Genomic DNA, 18,328 nt, shown 5'->3' on the forward strand with positions numbered 1-18,328 from the left:
CATGCTGGCTTATATTGTTCGCAGGCTGCTGCTGATCATCCCGACGCTGTTCGGCATTTTGCTGATCAACTTTGTCATCATCCAGGCCGCACCCGGTGGCCCGGTGGAGCAAATGATCGCCAAGCTCGAAGGCTTTGAAGGCGCCACCAGCCGCATCGCCGGCGGCGGCGCCGAAGTCTCGGTGGCAGGTTCCAGCTACCGCGGTGCCCAAGGCCTGGACCCGGCGCTGATCAAGGAAATCGAGAAGATGTACGGCTTCGACAAGTCGGCGCCGGAACGCTTGTGGATCATGGTCAAGAACTACGCCCAACTGGATTTTGGCGACAGTTTCTTCCGCGATGCCAAGGTCATCGACCTGATCAAGGAGAAAATGCCGGTGTCCATCTCCCTCGGGTTATGGAGCACCCTGATCATGTACCTGGTCTCGATCCCCCTGGGGATCGCCAAGGCTACCCGCCACGGCAGCCACTTTGACGTGTGGACCAGCTCGGCCATCATCGTCGGCTATGCGATCCCGGCGTTCCTGTTTGCCATCCTGTTGATCGTGGTGTTCGCCGGCGGCAGTTATTTCGACTGGTTTCCGCTGCGCGGGCTGACCTCCAACAACTTCGACGAGTTGAGTTGGGGCGGCAAGCTCCTTGACTACTTCTGGCACCTGGCGTTGCCGGTCACGGCCCTGGTGATCGGTAACTTCGCCACCATGACCCTGCTGACCAAGAACAGCTTTCTCGACGAGATCAACAAACAATACGTCGTCACCGCCAAAGCCAAGGGCCTGACCAATCACCGCGTGCTCTACGACCATGTGTTTCGCAACGCCATGCTCCTGGTGATCGCCGGGTTCCCGTCGGCCTTTATCGGCATTTTCTTTACCGGCTCGTTGCTGGTGGAAGTGATCTTCTCCCTCGACGGCCTGGGCCTGATGAGCTTTGAAGCGGCAATCAACCGCGATTACCCGGTGGTGTTCGGCACCCTGTTTATCTTCACGCTGCTGGGCCTGGTGGTGAAACTGATTGGTGATTTGACCTACACCCTGGTCGACCCCCGTATCGACTTCGAAAGCCGGGAGCATTGAGATGAACCTATCCCCCCTCAATCGCCGCCGCTTTGAACGTTTCAAGGCCAACAAGCGCGGCTGGTGGTCGCTGTGGCTGTTCCTGATCCTGTTTGGCCTGAGCCTGGGCGCCGAGTTGATCGCTAACGACAAGCCGCTGGCCGTGCATTACGACGGCGACTGGTACTTCCCGGCACTCAAGCGCTACCCGGAAACCACCTTCGGCGGCGAATTCCCCCTGGAAGCCAACTACAAAAGCCCCTATATCCGCGAGCTGCTCAAGGCCAAGGATGCCTGGACACTCTGGGCGCCGATCCCCTTCAGCTACCAGAGCATCAACTATGACCTGAAAGTCCCGGCCCCGGCGCCGCCGTCGGCCGATAACCTGCTGGGCACCGACGACCAGGGCCGCGACGTGCTGGCGCGGGTGATCTACGGCTTTCGGGTGTCGGTGCTGTTTGCCCTGACCCTCACCGTATTGAGCTCGATCATCGGCGTCGCAGCCGGCGCACTGCAGGGTTTCTATGGTGGCTGGGTCGACCTGGCCGGTCAGCGCTTCCTGGAGATCTGGTCGGGGTTGCCGGTGCTGTACTTGTTGATCATTCTCGCCAGCTTCGTGCAGCCCAACTTCTGGTGGCTGCTGGGGATCATGCTGTTGTTTTCCTGGATGAGCCTGGTGGACGTCGTGCGCGCCGAGTTCCTGCGCGGGCGCAACCTGGAATACGTGCGCGCCGCGCGGGCCCTGGGGATGCAGAACGGCGCGATCATGTTCCGCCATATCCTGCCCAACGCCATGGTTTCGACCATGACCTTCATGCCGTTCATTTTGACCGGTGCGATCGGCACCCTGACCGCCCTGGACTTCCTGGGCTTCGGCCTGCCCGCCGGCTCGCCGTCCCTGGGCGAACTGGTGGCCCAGGGCAAATCCAACCTGCAGGCGCCGTGGCTGGGCATCAGTGCCTTTGCGGTGCTGGCGATCATGTTGAGTTTGCTGGTGTTTATCGGCGAGTCCGCTCGCGATGCCTTCGACCCGAGGAAATGAGATGAATCAGGACAATCTGATCGAAGTCCGCGACCTCAGTGTCGAGTTCGTCACCGGCGCCCAGCAGCAGCGCGTGGTGGAAAACATCAGTTTCGATATCCGTCGCGGCGAAACCCTGGCCCTGGTCGGTGAAAGCGGTTCCGGCAAATCGGTGACCGCCCACTCGATCCTGCGCCTTTTGCCTTACCCCCTGGCGCGGCATCCATCCGGCACTATCCAGTATGCTGGCCAGGACTTGCTGACCCTGGCCGAAAAACCCTTGCGCCAGATCCGCGGCAACCGTATTGCGATGATCTTCCAGGAGCCGATGACCTCGCTGAACCCGCTGCACTCCATCGAAAAGCAGATCAACGAGGTGCTGGGCCTGCACAAGGGCCTGACCGGGAAGGCCGCGACCCTGCGCACCCTGGAGTTGCTGGACCTGGTGGGCATCCCCGAGCCGCACAAGCGCCTCAAGGCCCTGCCCCACGAATTGTCCGGCGGCCAGCGCCAGCGGGTGATGATCGCCATGGCCCTGGCCAACGAGCCAGAGCTGCTGATCGCCGATGAGCCAACCACGGCCCTGGACGTGACCGTGCAGTTGAAGATCCTCGAACTGCTCAAGGAGTTGCAGGCCCGCCTGGGCATGGCGTTGCTGCTGATCAGCCATGACTTGAACCTGGTGCGGCGCATTGCCCACCGCGTGTGTGTGATGCAGCGCGGTTGCATTGTCGAACAGGCGTCCTGCGAGGATCTGTTCCGCGCGCCCCAGCACCCGTATACCCAGGAGCTGTTGGCGGCCGAGCCCAGCGGCGGGCCGGCCACCAACGCGATTGGCCCGCCGCTGCTGGAAGTCGACGACCTGAAAGTCTGGTTCCCGATCAAGAAAGGCTTTTTGCGTAACACCGTCGATTATGTCAAGGCTGTGGACGGCATCCACTTCAGCCTGCCCCAGGGCCAGACCCTGGGCATCGTCGGCGAAAGCGGCTCCGGCAAATCCACCCTCGGCCTGGCGATCCTGCGGTTGATCGCCAGCAAGGGCGGGATCCGTTTTGAAGGCCAGCAACTGGACCAACTGACCCAGCAACAGGTACGGCCGTTACGCAGGGAAATGCAGGTGGTGTTCCAGGACCCGTTCGGCAGCCTGAGCCCGCGCATGTGCGTCAGCGAGATCGTTGGCGAAGGTTTGCGCATCCACAAGATCGGCACAGCACCCGAGCAGGAAGCGGCGATTATCGCTGCACTCAAGGAGGTAGGGCTGGACCCACAGGCCCGCCACCGCTACCCCCATGAGTTCTCCGGTGGCCAGCGCCAACGCATCGCCATCGCCCGTGCCCTGGTGCTCAAGCCACGCCTGATCCTGCTGGATGAACCGACCTCGGCCCTGGACCGCACAGTACAGCGCCAGGTGGTGGAACTGCTGCGCAACCTGCAAGCCAAGTACAACCTGACCTACCTGTTCATCAGCCACGACCTGGCGGTGGTCAAGGCCTTGAGCCACCAGTTGATGGTGGTCAAGCAGGGCCAGGTGGTGGAACAGGGCGATGCCAAGACCATTTTCGCCGCTCCCCAGCATGCCTATACCCAGCAATTGCTGGAGGCTGCGTTCCTGGTGCCGACTGCCCGTATCTGATCTATAGCCCCTGTAGGAGCCGGCTTGCCGGCGAAAAACCCAAAAGCAACCCGGGGCTCCAGTCCGTCTGCGTTATCGTTGACGATTTTCGCCGGCAAGCTGGCGCCTACAGAGGTCGGCGGCGTGTTTATGTGCAATCATCGGGATCCTACAAGGCCCGCTGGAGATTGCATCATGTCGCTGCCCGACCTGGCCGCCCCGCGCTTCTGGCGTGATGCCAGCCTGCCGTTTATCGAGGCGCGCACCATCGATGACGGGCGCAAGGTCTGCTACACGCGGCATGCCCACGACCATTTCTCGATTGGCGCGATCACTGCCGGGCAGAGCCTGTATATCCATGGCCCGGACACCTTCCATATCCATACCGGTACCGTGGTGCTGATGAATCCCGGCGACGTGCACGCTTGCAACCCCATCGACGACCAGCCCTGGTCGTATCACATGCTCTACATCGACACCCCCTGGCTGACCGACCTGCAACACCAGTTGGGATTTGCCGACGAGCTGGATTTTCGCCGTTTCAACACCCCCCATACCGATGATCCGCACCTGTTTGCCGGCCTGCTTGAACTGTACGCCGTGCTGATCGACGAACAGGCCGAACACCTGCACAAGCACAGCGCCGTGGTGAGTTTTTTCACTGAAGTGCAAATGCGCCTGAACCCTGCGACAACGGTAGTACGGGAGGTCAATCACAAGCTCGAACGCGCCGCCGAATACATCCGCGAACATTGCACCGACGCGCTGAAACTGGAAGATATCTGCCTGGCTGCACAGCTGTCGCCGTCCTACCTGATCCGTGCGTTCAAACAGTATTACGGGATGACGCCCCACGCATTCCTGGTCAACCAGCGGATCCAGTTTGCCCGCAAGCAACTGCGCAGCGGCCAATTGATTGCCGACGTAGCACTGGCTGCAGGCTTTGCCGACCAGGCGCACTTCCAGCGCACGTTCAAGCAACACCTGGCCGCGACGCCAGGGCAATATCGCGGTTGAATCAGGCCAGTAACAGGTACGCCACACTGATCACCAGCAACAGCGCCATGGCCCGGTTGAACAGGCGCATGCCCCGCGCGTTGCTCAAAAAACGCCGGAAGAATGTGCCCACATACGACCAACACGCCACCGACAGATAGCAAATCACCAGGTACACCGCCGCCAGTTGCCAGACACGCGCGGCCTCACCGTCGGCGGCAAACAGGCCCATACCGGCGACACACGCCAGCCAGGCCTTGGGGTTGAGCCATTGCATGACGGCGCCATACAGCATCGACGGCGCAACAGCCGCCTCTTGTGCATCCAGCCGACCGTCATCGATCGCCAGCTTGTAGGCCATGTACAACAGAAATACCACCCCGCCCCATTGGATGGCCTGGGTCAGGATCGGCCAGCGCACCAGCACTTCATGCAGGCCCAGGCCGATCAACACCAGCAACAGCGTGAACCCCAGCGCCGCGCCAGCCACATGTTTCTGGCTGGCGACAAAACCAAAGCGCGCGCCCGAGCCGAGGGCGACGACATTGACTGGGCCGGGTGTGATGGAGGTCGCCAGGGCGAAGGCGGCCATGGACATGATCAAACTCATTGCACTTCCTTTTGGTAATGACAGGTGGACAAGGCCTGTACGCTACGTTCCTGTAGCCCATGGGTATTGAAGAAAATGCGCCTACACAAGCGCCAGGGCCGCCTTGAGTAATCGCAGCTCCAGGTATTGCAGGAGCATGATGGTCTTGCCATCGACAATTTCACCGCGTGCAACCATGGCAATCGCCTCGTCGAACCCCAACTCCAGCACGTCGATATCCTCGCCCTCCTCCGCAAGCCCCCCGCCCTCGCTCACGCGGTCGCCGGGTTGGTACTCACCGATAAAGAAATGAATGCGCTCGGTCACCGAACCCGGGCTCATGAACGCCGAGTAGATTTTTTCGACATGGCCGATGCGGTAGCCGGTCTCTTCCTCGGCTTCCAGGCGGATGCGCTCCTCGGGGCTGGCGTTGTCCAGCAGACCGGCGGCGGTCTCGATCAAGTAACCGTCATGGCCATTGACGAAGGTCGGCATACGGAACTGGCGAATCAGCAACACCGTGCGCTGCAAGGTGTTGTACAGCAGGATGGTCGCGCCGTTGCCACGGTCGTACACCTCCCGGGTCTGGGCTTGCCAACTGCCGTCGCGGCGGCGCAGGTCGAAGCTGTATTTTTTCAACAGGTACCAGTTGTCCGAGAGCAACTCTTCGCAGGTGATACGTACGGGGCTGTTGTCCATGGCAGGTCCTTTGGGTCGCAGGAGGCGCAGCATGTCGGTGGCGCCCTGCTAGCGTCAAGCTGTCCATAGGCCAGCATTCCTGCGCGTTATCCGGCTACAATTGCGCCCTTTCTGCACCGGATGACCGCATTGGCGTGTGTCTGCCGGATCATCTCGACAGTGCATCTTGCGGGGTCAAGGACATGATGCTGCACATACCGACGCTCTTGATGGTCGCGGTCTTCGTTTTTTGCCTGATGGGCCTGCTCACCGTCCATGCCTGGCACCGTGTGCGTGAGCCGACCCTGGGCTACCTGGGAGTGATGTTGCTGCTGGCCTCCCTCGGCACGGCATTGATCGTGGTGCGCGGCGTGGGCGTGGATTTTGTCGCGCTGGTCCTGGGCAATGTGGTGCTGCTGTTGAGCGCGGCAATGAACTGGACCGCCATGCGCCTGTTCGTCCACGGCAAGCCACACCTGCCGGGCATTCTCGCCGGCCCGCTGATATGGCTGCTGATGTGCCTGATACCACAGTTCTACGGCTCGATGTCCAGCCGGGTTTCGCTGTATTCCCTGCTGGCTGCCAGCTACGGAGTGCTATCGGCGCTGGAGTTGTGGCGCCATCGCCAGCACCTGGAAGTGGCCTATCTGCCAGCAATGGGGCTGATGCTGTTTCATACGACATTTTACTGCGTTCGCGCGGTGATCGATCCCGGCTTGCCGCTCAAAAATGCAAATGTGCTGATGGGTGAAGGCGTGCCGTTTTTCTCGTTCATGCTGTTTGAGTCCATGCTGTACGCCATTGGCATTGCCTACGTCACCTTGGCGATGGTCAAGGAGCGCGCCGAACTCAACTTCAAGGCCGCCGCTTTCAGCGATGTACTGACGGGCATTGGCAATCGCCGGGCCTTCATGCTCCATGGCGAGCAACTGCTGGCCGACAGCAAGCAACGCGGGCGCTCGGTGGCGCTGCTGTTGTGTGACCTCGATTACTTCAAGCGCCTTAACGACAGCTTCGGCCACCCAATGGGCGACCAGGCGCTGATTGCCTTCAGCCAAGTGACCTCCTCGGTGTTGCGCAAGCACGACCTGTTTGCGCGTATCGGTGGTGAAGAGTTCGCCTGCCTGCTGGCCGATACCGATGAACAAGGCGCCGTGCAGGTGGCCGAACGTATTCGCCAACGGTTCGCCGAGCTGGACCTGCTGGAACCGGGCTTCCTCAGTGTGAGCATTGGCGTCGTGACCACCACACCAGCCTGTCACGATCTGTCACGCCTGTTGTCCCAGGCAGACCAGGCGCTTTATCGCGCCAAGGAACAGGGGCGCAACCGCGTGCAGACAGCCTGCAACACTTTGCAAGCAATCGCCCCCTTACGGTGGTCTGAATAATCCCTTCGCTGGCAAGGCATCTGGTAAAAAACCTGCTTCGCTCCTGTCCTGGAACCTCCATGTCCTCACGTTTTCTCTCGCGCCTGCGCTGGTTTCCCCTGCTGTGCATGGCGTTGCTGGTCCTCGGCCTGCCGGTGGGCTGCAATGTGCTGCAACACAAGGAACGGGAACTGGTGTTTCGTATCGAGCCCGGGACTGCCAGTTGGTATCGCGGCCTGCCAAACGATGTGCAAGAGTTCGAGCTCAAGCCGGCCAGCTTCAAGTCCGGGCAGAGCCTGCACGGTTGGTGGTGGCCGGCGCAGAAAAAGGATGCCCCGGCGATCCTGTACCTGCACGGCGTGCGCTGGAACCTCACCGGCCAACTGTTTCGCATCGAACAGCTGCATGCCCAGGGTTACTCGGTGCTGGCCATCGACTATCGGGGATTTGGCCAGAGCCAGGGCGACCTGCCATCAGAAACCAGTGTCTACGAAGACGCGCGAATCGCCTGGGAGCGCTTCCAGGTGCTGCAACCCGACCCGGGCAAACGCCTGATCTACGGCCACTCCCTGGGCGGTGCCGTCGCCATCGACCTGGCGGCCGAACTGGGTCAGCAGGCAGCCGCTAAAGAGCTGCCGCCCCCGGTGCGTGGGCTGGTGATCGAATCCACCTTTACCTCCCTGGCCGATGTCGCGGCGGCAGTGGCCAACACCTCACTGCCGGTACGCTGGTTGCTGTCGCAGAAGTTCGACTCCATCGACAAGATCGCCAATATCCACATGCCTTTGCTGGTGGTGCATGGCCTCGATGACCGCTACGTGCCGCCGCGTTTCAGCCAGCAATTGTTTGATGCCGCGCAAGAACCCAAGCACTTGCTGCTGATACCGGGGGCCAGTCACAACAACAGCCTGAGCCTGGGTGGCCGCAACTATCGCCAGGCACTGCAGGGTTTGCTGTAAACAACGAATCCGGCCCCGACTTCAGCTGCGCGTGTCAAGCGCAAGCCTTGCGCCAAAAGGCTTGCAAACGTTCCTGATCAAATATTGACCGCAGGTCGAATCGCCAGTGCTGCCGGGGCCACGCAGGGTTATCCACAGAGATACCCACGGTTTTCGTGGACAACTCTTTTTGCATTTAAACGATTTTTATCCGCCATCACCGGTGTACCCGGCAGCCCAGCCAAACATCGCCCCCCGTAGGAGCCGGCTTGCCGGCGATGGCGGTCTGTCTGACCCACCACTATCGCCGGCAAGCCGGCTCCTATACAGATAATGCGTCAGGTGCGGAACCTGGCGACCGTCAGGTGCAACTCTCCAGCCATCTGCGCCAGTTCGTGCCCTGCCGTATCGGTATGTTGCGCGCCCAGCAAGACTTGCTCGGACAGGTTGCGAATCCCCACCAGATTGCGATCCACCTCCCTCGCCACCAAGGCCTGTTCTTCAGTGGCGCTGGCGATCATCAGGTTGCGTTCGTTGATCTGCGAGATCGACTGGGTAATTGCCTCCAGCGCCTGGCCCGAACGCTGGGCCACGCTCAAGGTGGTGCGCACCAGGTCGCTGCTGCCCTGCATCGCGGTGACGGCCTGTTCGGTGTCCAGGCGGATATTGCCGATCATCTCCTCGATTTCCTGGGTCGAGGCCTGGGTGCGATGGGCCAGGGCCCGCACTTCATCAGCCACCACCGCAAACCCGCGTCCGGCATCCCCGGCCCGCGCCGCTTCAATGGCCGCGTTGAGCGCCAGCAGGTTGGTCTGGTCGGCGATGCTGCGGATCACTTCCAGTACGCCGCTGATGTCCTGTACGCGCCCGGCCAGTTGCTGGATCCGCACCGAAGTGCCACTGACGCCGTCTGCCAGGGTGTTGATCGAGGCAACCGTTTCCTGCACCTGATCACGCCCCTGTTGGGCCGTCAGCGCCGACAACCGCGAGGCTTCACTGGTGCTCACGGCATTACGCGCCACTTCGTCCACGGCTGCCGTCATCTCGTTGACCGCCGTGGCGGCCTGTTCGATCTCCATGCCTTGCAACTGCAAACTGCTGCTGGTCTGGCTGCTGACCGCGCTCAACTCCTCGGAAGAGCTGGCCACGCGATCCACCGAGGTGGCGATCTGGCGCACCATTTCGTTGAGGTTGTGTTGCATCTGCTGCATGTTTTTCATCACGCTGCCATCGGCGCTGCCCGCCGTCGGCACCACGGTGGTCAAGTCGCCCTGGGCGATCTGGCTCAGCACCCGTGCCGCCTCGTCGGGCTCACCGCCCAGGGGCCGGGTCACGCTGCGGGTGACAATCACCGCTGCCGTCACCACCAGGGCCACGCACAGCAGGGACAACCCCAGCATATTGCGCCGCGCGTCGCTGTACAGGGCCTGCGCCACCTGTTCGCGCTCGGCAAAGATCTGCCCCTGCAGCGCCATGATCGCCTCCAGGCTCCTGAACATAGCCTGCTCGGCGGGCTGCACCTGCTGCTTGAGCTGAGCCACGCCCTGGGCCTGGTCGCCCTGGCCGATCAGCGCCTGTACTTGGGTGAAGGCGCTTACATAGGCTTCGCGGTGTGTCTTCAGTTCAGCAAAGGCCGCTTGGCCGGCGGGCGTATCGAACAGCGGCTCCAGTTGGGTGAAGGCCTCGGTGATACGTTGTCGGGTACTGCCAATGGCCTGTTGCGCGGCCTGGTTGTCCTGATCGATCAGCAAGTCACGGGTGTTGCGACCGTTGTCGCGCACACCCGTGGCGATCACCATGATCGGGGCGATTTTCGGCCAGTCCTGCTGCACGATCAGTTCCGACTGTTGCTTGAGGGTGCCCAGGTCGTGCAAGGCGTAGAGCGCCATGCCGGCCAGCGCCAGGGGTGCGATGGCAAAGCCGATCGCGATGCGGCGGGCGGTGGTTAATCGAGTCATGTCATAAGCTCCCTGATGAATACCTGCCCACAGGGGCAGCATCTTTGATAATCCGGTGGGAGTTCAATCGCCACGCTTGAAAGGGGTCCGCAAAGGGATCAACCCCGTAAAACAAATGCCGGGAACAGTGCCCGCATTTTTTCCCACAACTCAGGCAGCAAGGCTTGTGCCGAAACGCTCGGCAGTTGCTCATCGAGCATGCGTGCGGTGCGTACCAACTGCACGGCGAAACGCTTGACCCCTCGCTCTCGCAAACGCTGGGCCAGCAGCAACAGGCGCTGCGGGTCGATCAGGTGCCAATGCACCGTGGTGCGGCACTCATAGTCCACACCGCTGCGCAGCAACAGGTCGAGGCTGCGCCAATTGGCGGCGCCGCTGCCCTTGACCTGGGTGATCAACTGGCAGTCCTCGGCCAGGGCCTTGACGTCGAAGCCGACCCAATCGGCATGGCCCAGGGCATGGGCAAACGCCGCGGGCTTGATCCCGGCGCTGTGCAGGCCGATGCGAAAGCCCATCTCGCGCACCTCGTCCATGGCGGCGGGCAGGCCATCCTGCAAGGTTGGTTCGCCGCCGCTGAACACTACGGCGTCCAACAGGTCCTGGCGGCGTTGCAGAAACAGCAAAACCCGGCGCCAATCCACCTCATCGCAACCACGAGGAGGAATCAGGTCCGGGTTATGGCAATACCGACAACGCCAGGCACAGCCCTGGCAAAACAGCACGCAGGCGAGCATGCCGGGGTAGTCGAGGGTGGTCAGGGGCACAAGGCCCCCGACCCGTAGCGCTCGACTCATTGGCGCCCGGCCGCGGCGGCACTTTCGGTAAAGTGTGCGCGCTCACGGTGCTCCGATTGCTTGCCGGGATTGAACGCCGAAACCGGTCGGTGGTAGCCCATGACACGGGTCCAGACTTCACAGCGTTGGCGTTGGGGCTGGGAGGTTTGCATGGTGAATCTCCTTGGGGTTGGAAAACGGTTGGCTCTGCGTAGAAGCCGGTTTGCCGTCGATGGCAGCCTCTGGATCATTGCAGGGCTCAAGGGCCCCATCGCCGGCAAGCCGGCTCCTACAGGGTTGTGTCGAGGGCCAGGGCTTCGTCGCACTTGGGGCAGAATTCATGTTCGCCCGCCAGGTAGCCGTGCACCGGGCAGATGGAGAATGTCGGCGTCACCGTCAGGTACGGCAGGCGGAAGCGCCCCAGGGCCTTGCGCACCAATTGCTTGCAGGCCTGGGCCGAGGAAATCTGCTCGGCCATATACAGGTGCAGCACGGTGCCGCCGGTGTATTTGCATTGCAGCGCGTCCTGCAGTTCCAGCGCTTCGAACGGGTCTTCGGTGTAGCCCACCGGCAATTGCGAAGAGTTGGTGTAATACGGCGCGTCACGGCTGCCGGACTGGAGGATCGTGGGGAAGCGCTTGAGGTCTTCCTTGGCAAATCGGTAGGTGGTGCCTTCGGCCGGCGTGGCTTCCAGGTTGTACAAATGGCCGGTGTCTTCCTGAAAACGCAACAAGGTGGCACGCACATGGTCCAGCACCTGCAACGCAAACTCGCGCCCATGGGCAGTGTGCGTGCCCTCTTCGTCTCCCGTGAAGTTGCGCAGCATCTCGTGCATGCCATTGAGGCCGATGGTGGAGAAGTGATTGCGCAAGGTGCCCAGGTAGCGCTTGGTGTAAGGGTACAAACCGGCGTCCATGTGGTGCTGGATCACCTTGCGCTTGACCTCCAGGCTTTCCATCGCCAGTTCCATCAAGTGGTCCAGGCGTTGCAACAGGCCGCAGGTGTCACCCTTGAACAGGTAACCCAGGCGTGCGCAGTTGATCGTCACCACGCCCAATGAACCGGTCTGCTCTGCCGAGCCGAACAATCCGCCGCCGCGCTTGAGCAACTCGCGCACATCCAACTGCAAGCGGCAGCACATCGAGCGCACCTGGTTGGGCTGCATATCGGAATTGAGGAAATTCTGGAAGTACGGCAGGCCGTAGCGGGCGGTCATCTCGAACAGGCGGTCGGCGTTTTCGCTGTCCCACGGGAAGTCATGGGTGATGTTGTAGGTGGGGATCGGGAAGGTAAACACCCGGCCCTTGGCGTCGCCGGCCTGCATCACTTCGATATAGGCGCGGTTGATCAGCTCCATTTCCGCTTGCAAGTCACCGTAGGCAAACGGCATTTCTTCGCCGCCGATAATCGGGATCTGCTCACGCAGGTCTTCGGGGCAGACCCAGTCGAACGTCAGGTTGGTAAAGGGCGTCTGGGTGCCCCAGCGCGACGGCACGTTGAGGTTGTAGATGAACTCCTGCACCGCCTGGCGGATCTCGGGGAATGTCAGCCGGTCCTTGCGCACAAAGGGCGCCAGGTAGGTATCGAACGAACTGAAGGCCTGGGCGCCGGCCCATTCGTTCTGCAAGGTGCCCAGGAAATTGACCATCTGCCCCAGGGCACTCCCCAGGTGCTTGGGCGGCCCGGCCTCGACACGGCCAGGCACGCCATTGAGCCCTTCGTGCAGCAATGTACGCAAGGACCAGCCAGCGCAATAGCCGGCGAGCATGTCCAGGTCATGGATATGCAAGTCCGCCTCGCGATGGGCCTGGCCGATCTCCTGGCTGTAGACCTCGTCCAGCCAGTAGTTGGCAGTGACCTTGCCCGCCACATTCAGCACCAGCCCGCCCAGGGAATAGCCCTGGTTGGCATTGGCTTGCACGCGCCAGTCCTCACGGTCGAGGTACTCGTTCATCGAAGTGGCGACCTCCACCAGGGTCTTGCGGTCCCGGCGCAGGCGCCCGTGCTGCTCGCGGTAGACGATATAGGCGCGCATCGCCATAAAGTACCCGGCGTCCATCAGCACCCGCTCGACACTGTCCTGGATCTGCTCCACATCCAGGCGAACGATCCCACGCAACCGGGCGAGCACTGCGCCCAGCAACAGATCGACCTCGGCGTCCTGATACTCGCCGGTGGCGTCACCCGCGGCGATCATCGCCTGGCGGATTTTCTCGGCGTCAAAGGCTGCGAGCGTGCCATCGCGCTTGTGTAGGCGGGTACTGACCAGCGGGCTTGAGGTGATCTGCATGGGGGCTCCAAAACACTACATATAGTTTCAATAAATTGAATCAGCACAAGATGCAGTGATGGTACGCAGTGAAAGATGGGTTGCAATTGACCAGGGTCAAGTTTGCGCAGAGGTATCGCCACAGGCCAGCGGAATGCCCTTGATACAAAACAACGGGAACTATTGTTCTACAGGGTTGCATCACCTCTTCAGCCCCCACTCATATTCATAAACCGCACCACCTGCACCTCGCTCTCCCCGGTAAAGTCATGGCGCAGCGGTTTACCCCGCAACGCCTTGCGCAGCGCCTCCACCAACGGCCGGTCATCCAACGGATAGCGGCGCAGCAACGCACGGAAATCCAGCGCATTGTCCTGGCCCAGGCACAGCAGCAACTGCCCTTCCACCGTCATCCGTACCCGGTTGCAGCTGGCACAGAAGTTGTGAGAGTTGGGCGAGATAAAGCCGATGCGTGTCTGCGCGTGCCTGGCCATGCGCACGTAACGCGCCGGGCCGCCGCTGTTTTCGGGGCTGTCGAGCAAAGCGTGGTGCTCGCTGATCAATGCACGCACCTGCTCGCTGGAACAGAAGGATTCGCCCCGCGAGCGCCCCACATCCCCCAGGGGCATCTCTTCGATAAAGCTGATATCGAGGCCCTGGTCGATGGCGTACTGCACCAGCGCCGGGACTTCATCGAAGTTACGGCCCTTCATCACCACACAGTTGAGTTTGACCCGTTCGAACCCGGCATCCCGCGCCGCTTCGATGCCGCCCAGCACCTGGCGCAGGTCCCCGTTGCGGGTGATCGCGCGAAAGCGTTCGGGGTCGAGGCTGTCGAGGCTGATGTTCATGCGCCTGACCCCGGCCTCCACCAGTGGCCGCGCCAGGCGGCCCAGTTGCGAACCGTTGCTGGTCATCACCAGTTCACGCAGGCCAGGCAACGCGGCGATATGCCGGCACAGCTCGACAATGCCCGGGCGGATCAGCGGCTCGCCTCCGGTCAGGCGGATCTTGCGTACACCCTGGCTGACAAAGACCGTCGCCAGCCGTTGCAACTCCTCCAGGGTCAGCACCTGCTGGCGCGGCAGGAAGGTCATGTTTTTCGCCATGCAGTACACACAGCGAAAATCACAACGGTCCGTCACCGACAGCCGCAGGTAGTCAATGGAGCGGCCCACACCATCCACCAGGCTCATGTCACTGCACCAACGGCGAGTCGGCACCCGGCAACACAATGCCGCGCACATCAGCCGTGCCGATCAGGGTTTGCAGGTAGTGCACCAGTGCCTTCTGCCACACCCCTTGCTGCAACTGGGTGCAGATCGCCGTGGCCACGGCCTCGTAGGGCAACGGCTGGCCTTCGATACGCTGATCGACGCAGATCACATGCCAGCCGTAACGGCTTTCCAGGGGTCTGTCGGCCAGGCCTGGGGCCAGGGTAAACAATTGGCGCTCCAGCTCCGGCACGGTCTGGCCCTTGCTCACCTGCCCGAGGGAGCCGCCCTGGGCCTTGGAGGGGCACGCCGAATACTTCATTGCCAACTCGGCAAAGGCTGCAGGCGACTCTTCCAGGGTCAGCAACAGCACCTCCGCCTGGGACAGCGCTTGATGGCGCGCCTGGGCATCGTCCGGCGCGCACTCCAGCAAGATGTGCCGCACCGCCAGCAACGGCGCGCTGTGAAAGCGCCCGCGATTGCTGTCGAAATAGCGCACACAGGTAGCCTCGTCACACTCCGGCACCTTGACCTCGCGCTCCAGCAACAGCCGGGTCGCCGCCTCTTCTTCGTTCTCGCCGGCGCCGACGTCCAACAACACGCCCAACTCACGAATCCGCTGCTGCAACAACTCACGGATCACCAAGGCGCGAGCGGCGAGGAACACCGCCTCCTCACGGCTTTGCGCCGGGTGATATTGCAGCTCCTGGGCCATCGCCTCGGGGGCGATCGGCACCCCGTTGACGCTGACTATCGGCCATTGCTGTTCGCTGCTGGCGATCAGTTGCGGCTCGACCGCCACCGCCAGTTCCGGCTCTTTGACCGCAGAACTGCAACCGCCAGCGCCGCTGCCACCACCACATCCGCATCCTGTCGTCATGACGCTCTCCTCACTTTTGCCGCACGATTTGATAACGACGGCCCAGGTACCAGATCGGCGCGCTGACCATATGCACCAGCCGGGTAAACGGGAACAACACAAACAGGGTCAGGCCCAGCGCCACGTGCAACTTGTAGATCAGGCTCACCGGAGCAATCGCCGCAGCGGCTTGCGTCGGTCGCAGCAACACCACGTTCTGCGCCCAGTCTGCAAGCATCACCATCACCGAACCGTCCATATGCCCGGTCGATGCGACGATAGTCAGCAAGCCCAGTACCAACTGCGCCAGCAACACCAGCAGGATCAGGATGTCCGACGGGCTCGACGTGGCCCGTACCCGTGGGTCGGTGAGGCGGCGCTTGACCAGCATCAGCAGGCCCACCAGGCACAACAGGCCGAAGAACCCACCGGAGACCATCGCCAGCAGTTGCTTGTGCTCGGTGCTGATCACAAGGTGATAGACCGACGCCGGGGTCAGCAGGCCGACAAAATGCCCGGCCAGCACGAACAGCACGCCGATATGGAAAAAGTTGCTTGCCACGCGCATGCCACGGTTGTTGAGCATCTGGCTGGAGCCGGCCTTCCAGGTGTACTGGGACAGGTCAAACCGCGCCCAGCTCCCCAACAGGCAAATAGCCAGGGCGACATACGGATACACGCCAAACACCAGCAAATTCCACTTAGACATTACCCACCTCCTTGGCTGGCGCAGCGGCCAGCCCTTCGTGCTGAAAATCCACCCAGTGCAAGGGCACCGCGCTTTCTTCGCGGGCCTTGCCCGGTGCGCTGGGCATGGCACTGCAACGGTCCTGCTGCTCGGCCTGCATAAAGTCCACGGCCTCCTCTTCCCAGACCTTGTCCAGGGCTTCGAGGGAGTCGTCCCGCACTTCGGCGGCGACCTGGGCACGCAACTCGGCAATCGCCTGGTGCGGCTCGGCGCCGCTGATCTGCAACAGCGCACGCAAGCAACTGGCGTAGGCGCTTTCACGCTCGTCCAGGCGCGCCGCCAACAGGGCCAGCAGGTGCGCCACATCCGCCAGGCCCTCGCGGGCCTCGATGTCTTCGCGGGTGGACAGAAACTCCAGGTACAGCGGGATGTAATCCGGCAACTCCTTGACGCCGATGGCGAACCCCGCCGCCTGGTACTGGGCCATCATGTCGACCATGGCCTGGCCGCGATCCCGCGACTCGCCATGCACGTGTTCAAACAACAGCAGCGACAGCGATCGACCGCGGCCAAACAGCGCGCCGTAATGCTCCTGGCCATCCATCAGGTCATTGCTGCAGATAAGCTCCAGTAACTCGAACAACGCGCCACGCTGCCTGGGGCTGATTTCCCGCGACTCGATAATCGCCTGCTCCAATTCGTCGCGGCCGTTCACCAGGGATTCGGTGGGATAGTCCAGCAGCAACGAGATCACTTTAAGAATGCGCATGGCTCAGTCCTCCCAGATCTGTACGGTTTTCAGCACGTCGCGGCGGTTGGCCTTTTTCGCCCCGAACATATTGGTGTCAGAACTGCCACTGCAGCCGCTGCCGAAGCTGAAACCACAGCCGGAGCGCTCGGCGAACGCATCGCTCATCGCATCTTCACGGTGGGCGCTGGGCACCACGAACCGGTCTTCGTAGTTGGCAATCGCCAGGTAGCGGTACATTTCTTCAACCTGGGTTACGCTCAGGTCCACGTCGGCCAGCACTTGCAGGTCTTCGATACCGTCCACTTGCTGCGAGCGTTTGAAGGCGCGCATGGCCAACAGGCGTTTAAGGGCGCGCTTGACCGGTTTTTCATCACCGGCAGTCAACATATTGGCCAGGTAACGCAATGGAATACGCAGGCTGTCGACATCCGGGATCACCCCGTTCATGCCCACGGTGCCCGCAGCGGCGGCGTTCTGGATCGGCGAGAGGGGCGGCACGTACCAGACCATCGGCAAGGTGCGGTACTCCGGGTGCAGTGGCAGTGCGAGTTTCCAGTCGACGGCCATTTTGTACACCGGCGAACGCTGGGCCGAATCGATCACCGACTGCGGTACACCGTCGGCCAGGGCCTGGCGGATCACCGCCGGGTCATTCGGGTCGAGGAAGATGTCCAACTGCTGCTCGTACAGGTCGTGTTCATTGGCCGTGCCGGCCACTTCGCTGATACGGTCGGCGTCATACAGCAGCACGCCGAGATAGCGGATCCGGCCTACGCAGGTTTCCGCGCAGACGGTCGGCATGCCGGCCTCGATCCGTGGGTAGCAGAAGATGCACTTCTCGGACTTGCCGCTTTTCCAGTTGAAGTAGATTTTCTTGTACGGGCAGCCGCTGATGCACATGCGCCAGCCGCGGCATTTTTCCTGGTCGATCAGGACGATGCCGTCCTCTTCACGCTTGTAGATCGCACCGCTGGGGCACGATGCCGCGCACGCCGGGTTCAGGCAGTGCTCGCACAGGCGCGGCAGGTACATCATGAAGGTGTTTTCGTACTCGCCATAAATGTCGGCCTGGATCTGGTCGAAGTTCTTGTCCTTGCGGCGCTTGGCGAACTCGGTGCCGAGGATTTCCTCCCAGTTGGGGCCCCACTCGATCTTTTCCATGCGCTTGCCGGACACCACCGAACGCGGGCGTGCAGTGGGCTGGTGCTCGCCCAGGGGCGCGGTGTGCAGGTGCTGGTAGTCGAAGTCGAACGGCTCGTAGTAGTCATCCAGGCTCGGCAGATCGGGGTTGGCGAAGATGTTCGCCAACACGCGGAACTTGCCGCCGATGCGTGGGTTGATCGAGCCATTGGCATTGCGGATCCAGCCGCCCTTCCACTTGTCCTGGTTTTCCCACTCCTTGGGGTAGCCGATGCCAGGCTTGGATTCCACGTTATTGAACCAGGCGTATTCCATGCCTTCACGGCTGGTCCACACGTTTTTGCAGGTGATGGAACAGGTGTGGCAGCCGATGCACTTGTCCAGGTTCAGGACCATGCCGATTTGTGAGCGAATTTTCATC

17 protein-coding genes are annotated in these 18,328 nt (G+C 61.8%); 6 read left to right on the forward strand and 11 right to left on the reverse strand.

Annotation, left to right across the window (positions count from 1 at the left end; genetic code table 11):
- Nucleotide 1: 1 nt before the first annotated feature.
- The 4 genes from HZ99_RS04245 (at nucleotide 2) to HZ99_RS04260 (ending at nucleotide 4,704) form a co-directional block, all read left to right on the forward strand.
- Nucleotides 2–1,075 carry a microcin C ABC transporter permease YejB gene (locus tag HZ99_RS04245; RefSeq protein WP_038441543.1) on the forward strand — a complete coding sequence of 358 codons (1,074 nt, stop codon included), beginning with the start codon at nucleotides 2–4 and terminating at the stop codon, nucleotides 1,073–1,075.
- Between the two features lies 1 nt (nucleotide 1,076).
- Nucleotides 1,077–2,096 (forward strand): ABC transporter permease, encoded by a 1,020-nt coding sequence (locus HZ99_RS04250; RefSeq protein ID WP_038441544.1) that lies wholly within the window; start codon nucleotides 1,077–1,079, stop codon nucleotides 2,094–2,096.
- Nucleotide 2,097: 1 nt separating this feature from the next.
- The gene (locus HZ99_RS04255) at nucleotides 2,098–3,708 is read left to right on the forward strand and encodes an ABC transporter ATP-binding protein (protein ID WP_038441545.1); all 1,611 of its coding nucleotides are present in this window, start codon (nucleotides 2,098–2,100) and stop codon (nucleotides 3,706–3,708) included.
- 174 nt (nucleotides 3,709–3,882) lie between these two features.
- On the forward strand, nucleotides 3,883–4,704 hold the full coding sequence (locus tag HZ99_RS04260; protein WP_038441546.1) for an AraC family transcriptional regulator: 822 nt from the start codon (nucleotides 3,883–3,885) through the stop codon (nucleotides 4,702–4,704).
- A gap of 1 nt (nucleotide 4,705) precedes the next feature.
- On the opposite strand, the gene HZ99_RS04265 is transcribed toward HZ99_RS04260, so the two are convergent.
- Nucleotides 4,706–5,293: a LysE family translocator gene (locus HZ99_RS04265; RefSeq protein ID WP_038441547.1), complete on the reverse strand. Its 588-nt coding sequence runs from the start codon at nucleotides 5,291–5,293 to the stop codon at nucleotides 4,706–4,708.
- Between the two features lie 81 nt (nucleotides 5,294–5,374).
- Nucleotides 5,375–5,971 (reverse strand): NUDIX domain-containing protein, encoded by a 597-nt coding sequence (locus HZ99_RS04270; RefSeq protein ID WP_038441548.1) that lies wholly within the window; start codon nucleotides 5,969–5,971, stop codon nucleotides 5,375–5,377.
- 182 nt (nucleotides 5,972–6,153) lie between these two features.
- Here HZ99_RS04270 and HZ99_RS04275 point away from each other — a divergent pair, with 182 nt between their 5' ends.
- Together HZ99_RS04275 and HZ99_RS04280 are read left to right on the forward strand one after the other, a co-directional pair.
- On the forward strand, nucleotides 6,154–7,338 hold the full coding sequence (locus HZ99_RS04275) for a GGDEF domain-containing protein (protein WP_038441549.1): 1,185 nt from the start codon (nucleotides 6,154–6,156) through the stop codon (nucleotides 7,336–7,338).
- A gap of 59 nt (nucleotides 7,339–7,397) precedes the next feature.
- Nucleotides 7,398–8,276 carry an alpha/beta hydrolase gene (locus tag HZ99_RS04280; protein ID WP_038447862.1) on the forward strand — a complete coding sequence of 293 codons (879 nt, stop codon included), beginning with the start codon at nucleotides 7,398–7,400 and terminating at the stop codon, nucleotides 8,274–8,276.
- 317 nt (nucleotides 8,277–8,593) lie between these two features.
- Here the strand turns inward: HZ99_RS04280 and HZ99_RS04285 are convergent, their stop codons facing one another.
- From HZ99_RS04285 to narH, 9 genes are all read right to left on the reverse strand, one after another.
- Nucleotides 8,594–10,213, reverse strand: a complete 1,620-nt coding sequence (locus tag HZ99_RS04285; protein ID WP_038441550.1) for a methyl-accepting chemotaxis protein — start codon at nucleotides 10,211–10,213, stop codon at nucleotides 8,594–8,596.
- A gap of 98 nt (nucleotides 10,214–10,311) precedes the next feature.
- The gene (locus HZ99_RS04290; protein WP_038441551.1) at nucleotides 10,312–11,007 is read right to left on the reverse strand and encodes an anaerobic ribonucleoside-triphosphate reductase activating protein; all 696 of its coding nucleotides are present in this window, start codon (nucleotides 11,005–11,007) and stop codon (nucleotides 10,312–10,314) included.
- The gene (gene nrdD / locus HZ99_RS04295) at nucleotides 11,004–11,159 is read right to left on the reverse strand and encodes an anaerobic ribonucleoside-triphosphate reductase (RefSeq protein WP_038441552.1); all 156 of its coding nucleotides are present in this window, start codon (nucleotides 11,157–11,159) and stop codon (nucleotides 11,004–11,006) included. The genes HZ99_RS04290 and nrdD overlap by 4 nt, the downstream gene beginning before the upstream one ends.
- 116 nt (nucleotides 11,160–11,275) lie before the next feature.
- Nucleotides 11,276–13,276, reverse strand: a complete 2,001-nt coding sequence (locus HZ99_RS04300) for a ribonucleoside triphosphate reductase (RefSeq protein WP_038441553.1) — start codon at nucleotides 13,274–13,276, stop codon at nucleotides 11,276–11,278.
- Between the two features lie 188 nt (nucleotides 13,277–13,464).
- A complete protein-coding gene (moaA, locus tag HZ99_RS04305) occupies nucleotides 13,465–14,451 on the reverse strand; it encodes a GTP 3',8-cyclase MoaA (RefSeq protein WP_038441554.1) in 987 nt (328 codons plus the stop codon).
- A gap of 1 nt (nucleotide 14,452) precedes the next feature.
- Nucleotides 14,453–15,349, reverse strand: a complete 897-nt coding sequence (locus HZ99_RS04310; RefSeq protein WP_038441555.1) for a peptidylprolyl isomerase — start codon at nucleotides 15,347–15,349, stop codon at nucleotides 14,453–14,455.
- A 10-nt stretch (nucleotides 15,350–15,359) separates the two neighbouring features.
- Complete coding sequence (gene narI, locus HZ99_RS04315; protein ID WP_038441556.1) at nucleotides 15,360–16,037, reverse strand: respiratory nitrate reductase subunit gamma; 678 nt, start codon at nucleotides 16,035–16,037, stop codon at nucleotides 15,360–15,362.
- Nucleotides 16,030–16,785 carry a nitrate reductase molybdenum cofactor assembly chaperone gene (gene narJ / locus HZ99_RS04320; protein ID WP_038441557.1) on the reverse strand — a complete coding sequence of 252 codons (756 nt, stop codon included), beginning with the start codon at nucleotides 16,783–16,785 and terminating at the stop codon, nucleotides 16,030–16,032. The genes narI and narJ overlap by 8 nt, the downstream gene beginning before the upstream one ends.
- A 3-nt stretch (nucleotides 16,786–16,788) precedes the next feature.
- On the reverse strand, nucleotides 16,789–18,327 hold the full coding sequence (gene narH, locus HZ99_RS04325) for a nitrate reductase subunit beta (RefSeq protein ID WP_038441558.1): 1,539 nt from the start codon (nucleotides 18,325–18,327) through the stop codon (nucleotides 16,789–16,791).
- Between the last annotated feature and the right edge of the window lies 1 nt (nucleotide 18,328).

It is taken from the genome of Pseudomonas fluorescens, assembly GCF_000730425.1.
In the GTDB taxonomy this organism is placed as follows: domain Bacteria; phylum Pseudomonadota; class Gammaproteobacteria; order Pseudomonadales; family Pseudomonadaceae; genus Aquipseudomonas; species Aquipseudomonas fluorescens_X.

Bases quoted from the DNA above. Each gene is read 5' to 3' on its own strand.
- HZ99_RS04245 (WP_038441543.1), top strand. From the start codon at position 2: ATGCTGGCTTATATTGTTCGCAGGCTGCTGCTGATCATCCCGACGCTG.
- HZ99_RS04250 (WP_038441544.1), top strand. From the start codon at position 1,077: ATGAACCTATCCCCCCTCAATCGCCGCCGCTTTGAACGTTTCAAGGCC.
- HZ99_RS04255 (WP_038441545.1), top strand. From the start codon at position 2,098: ATGAATCAGGACAATCTGATCGAAGTCCGCGACCTCAGTGTCGAGTTC.
- HZ99_RS04260 (WP_038441546.1), top strand. From the start codon at position 3,883: ATGTCGCTGCCCGACCTGGCCGCCCCGCGCTTCTGGCGTGATGCCAGC.
- HZ99_RS04265 (WP_038441547.1), bottom strand. From the start codon at position 5,293: ATGAGTTTGATCATGTCCATGGCCGCCTTCGCCCTGGCGACCTCCATC.
- HZ99_RS04270 (WP_038441548.1), bottom strand. From the start codon at position 5,971: ATGGACAACAGCCCCGTACGTATCACCTGCGAAGAGTTGCTCTCGGAC.
- HZ99_RS04275 (WP_038441549.1), top strand. From the start codon at position 6,154: ATGATGCTGCACATACCGACGCTCTTGATGGTCGCGGTCTTCGTTTTT.
- HZ99_RS04280 (WP_038447862.1), top strand. From the start codon at position 7,398: ATGTCCTCACGTTTTCTCTCGCGCCTGCGCTGGTTTCCCCTGCTGTGC.
- HZ99_RS04285 (WP_038441550.1), bottom strand. From the start codon at position 10,213: ATGACTCGATTAACCACCGCCCGCCGCATCGCGATCGGCTTTGCCATC.
- HZ99_RS04290 (WP_038441551.1), bottom strand. From the start codon at position 11,007: ATGAGTCGAGCGCTACGGGTCGGGGGCCTTGTGCCCCTGACCACCCTC.
- nrdD (WP_038441552.1), bottom strand. From the start codon at position 11,159: ATGCAAACCTCCCAGCCCCAACGCCAACGCTGTGAAGTCTGGACCCGT.
- HZ99_RS04300 (WP_038441553.1), bottom strand. From the start codon at position 13,276: ATGCAGATCACCTCAAGCCCGCTGGTCAGTACCCGCCTACACAAGCGC.
- moaA (WP_038441554.1), bottom strand. From the start codon at position 14,451: ATGAGCCTGGTGGATGGTGTGGGCCGCTCCATTGACTACCTGCGGCTG.
- HZ99_RS04310 (WP_038441555.1), bottom strand. From the start codon at position 15,349: ATGACGACAGGATGCGGATGTGGTGGTGGCAGCGGCGCTGGCGGTTGC.
- narI (WP_038441556.1), bottom strand. From the start codon at position 16,037: ATGTCTAAGTGGAATTTGCTGGTGTTTGGCGTGTATCCGTATGTCGCC.
- narJ (WP_038441557.1), bottom strand. From the start codon at position 16,785: ATGCGCATTCTTAAAGTGATCTCGTTGCTGCTGGACTATCCCACCGAA.
- narH (WP_038441558.1), bottom strand. From the start codon at position 18,327: ATGAAAATTCGCTCACAAATCGGCATGGTCCTGAACCTGGACAAGTGC.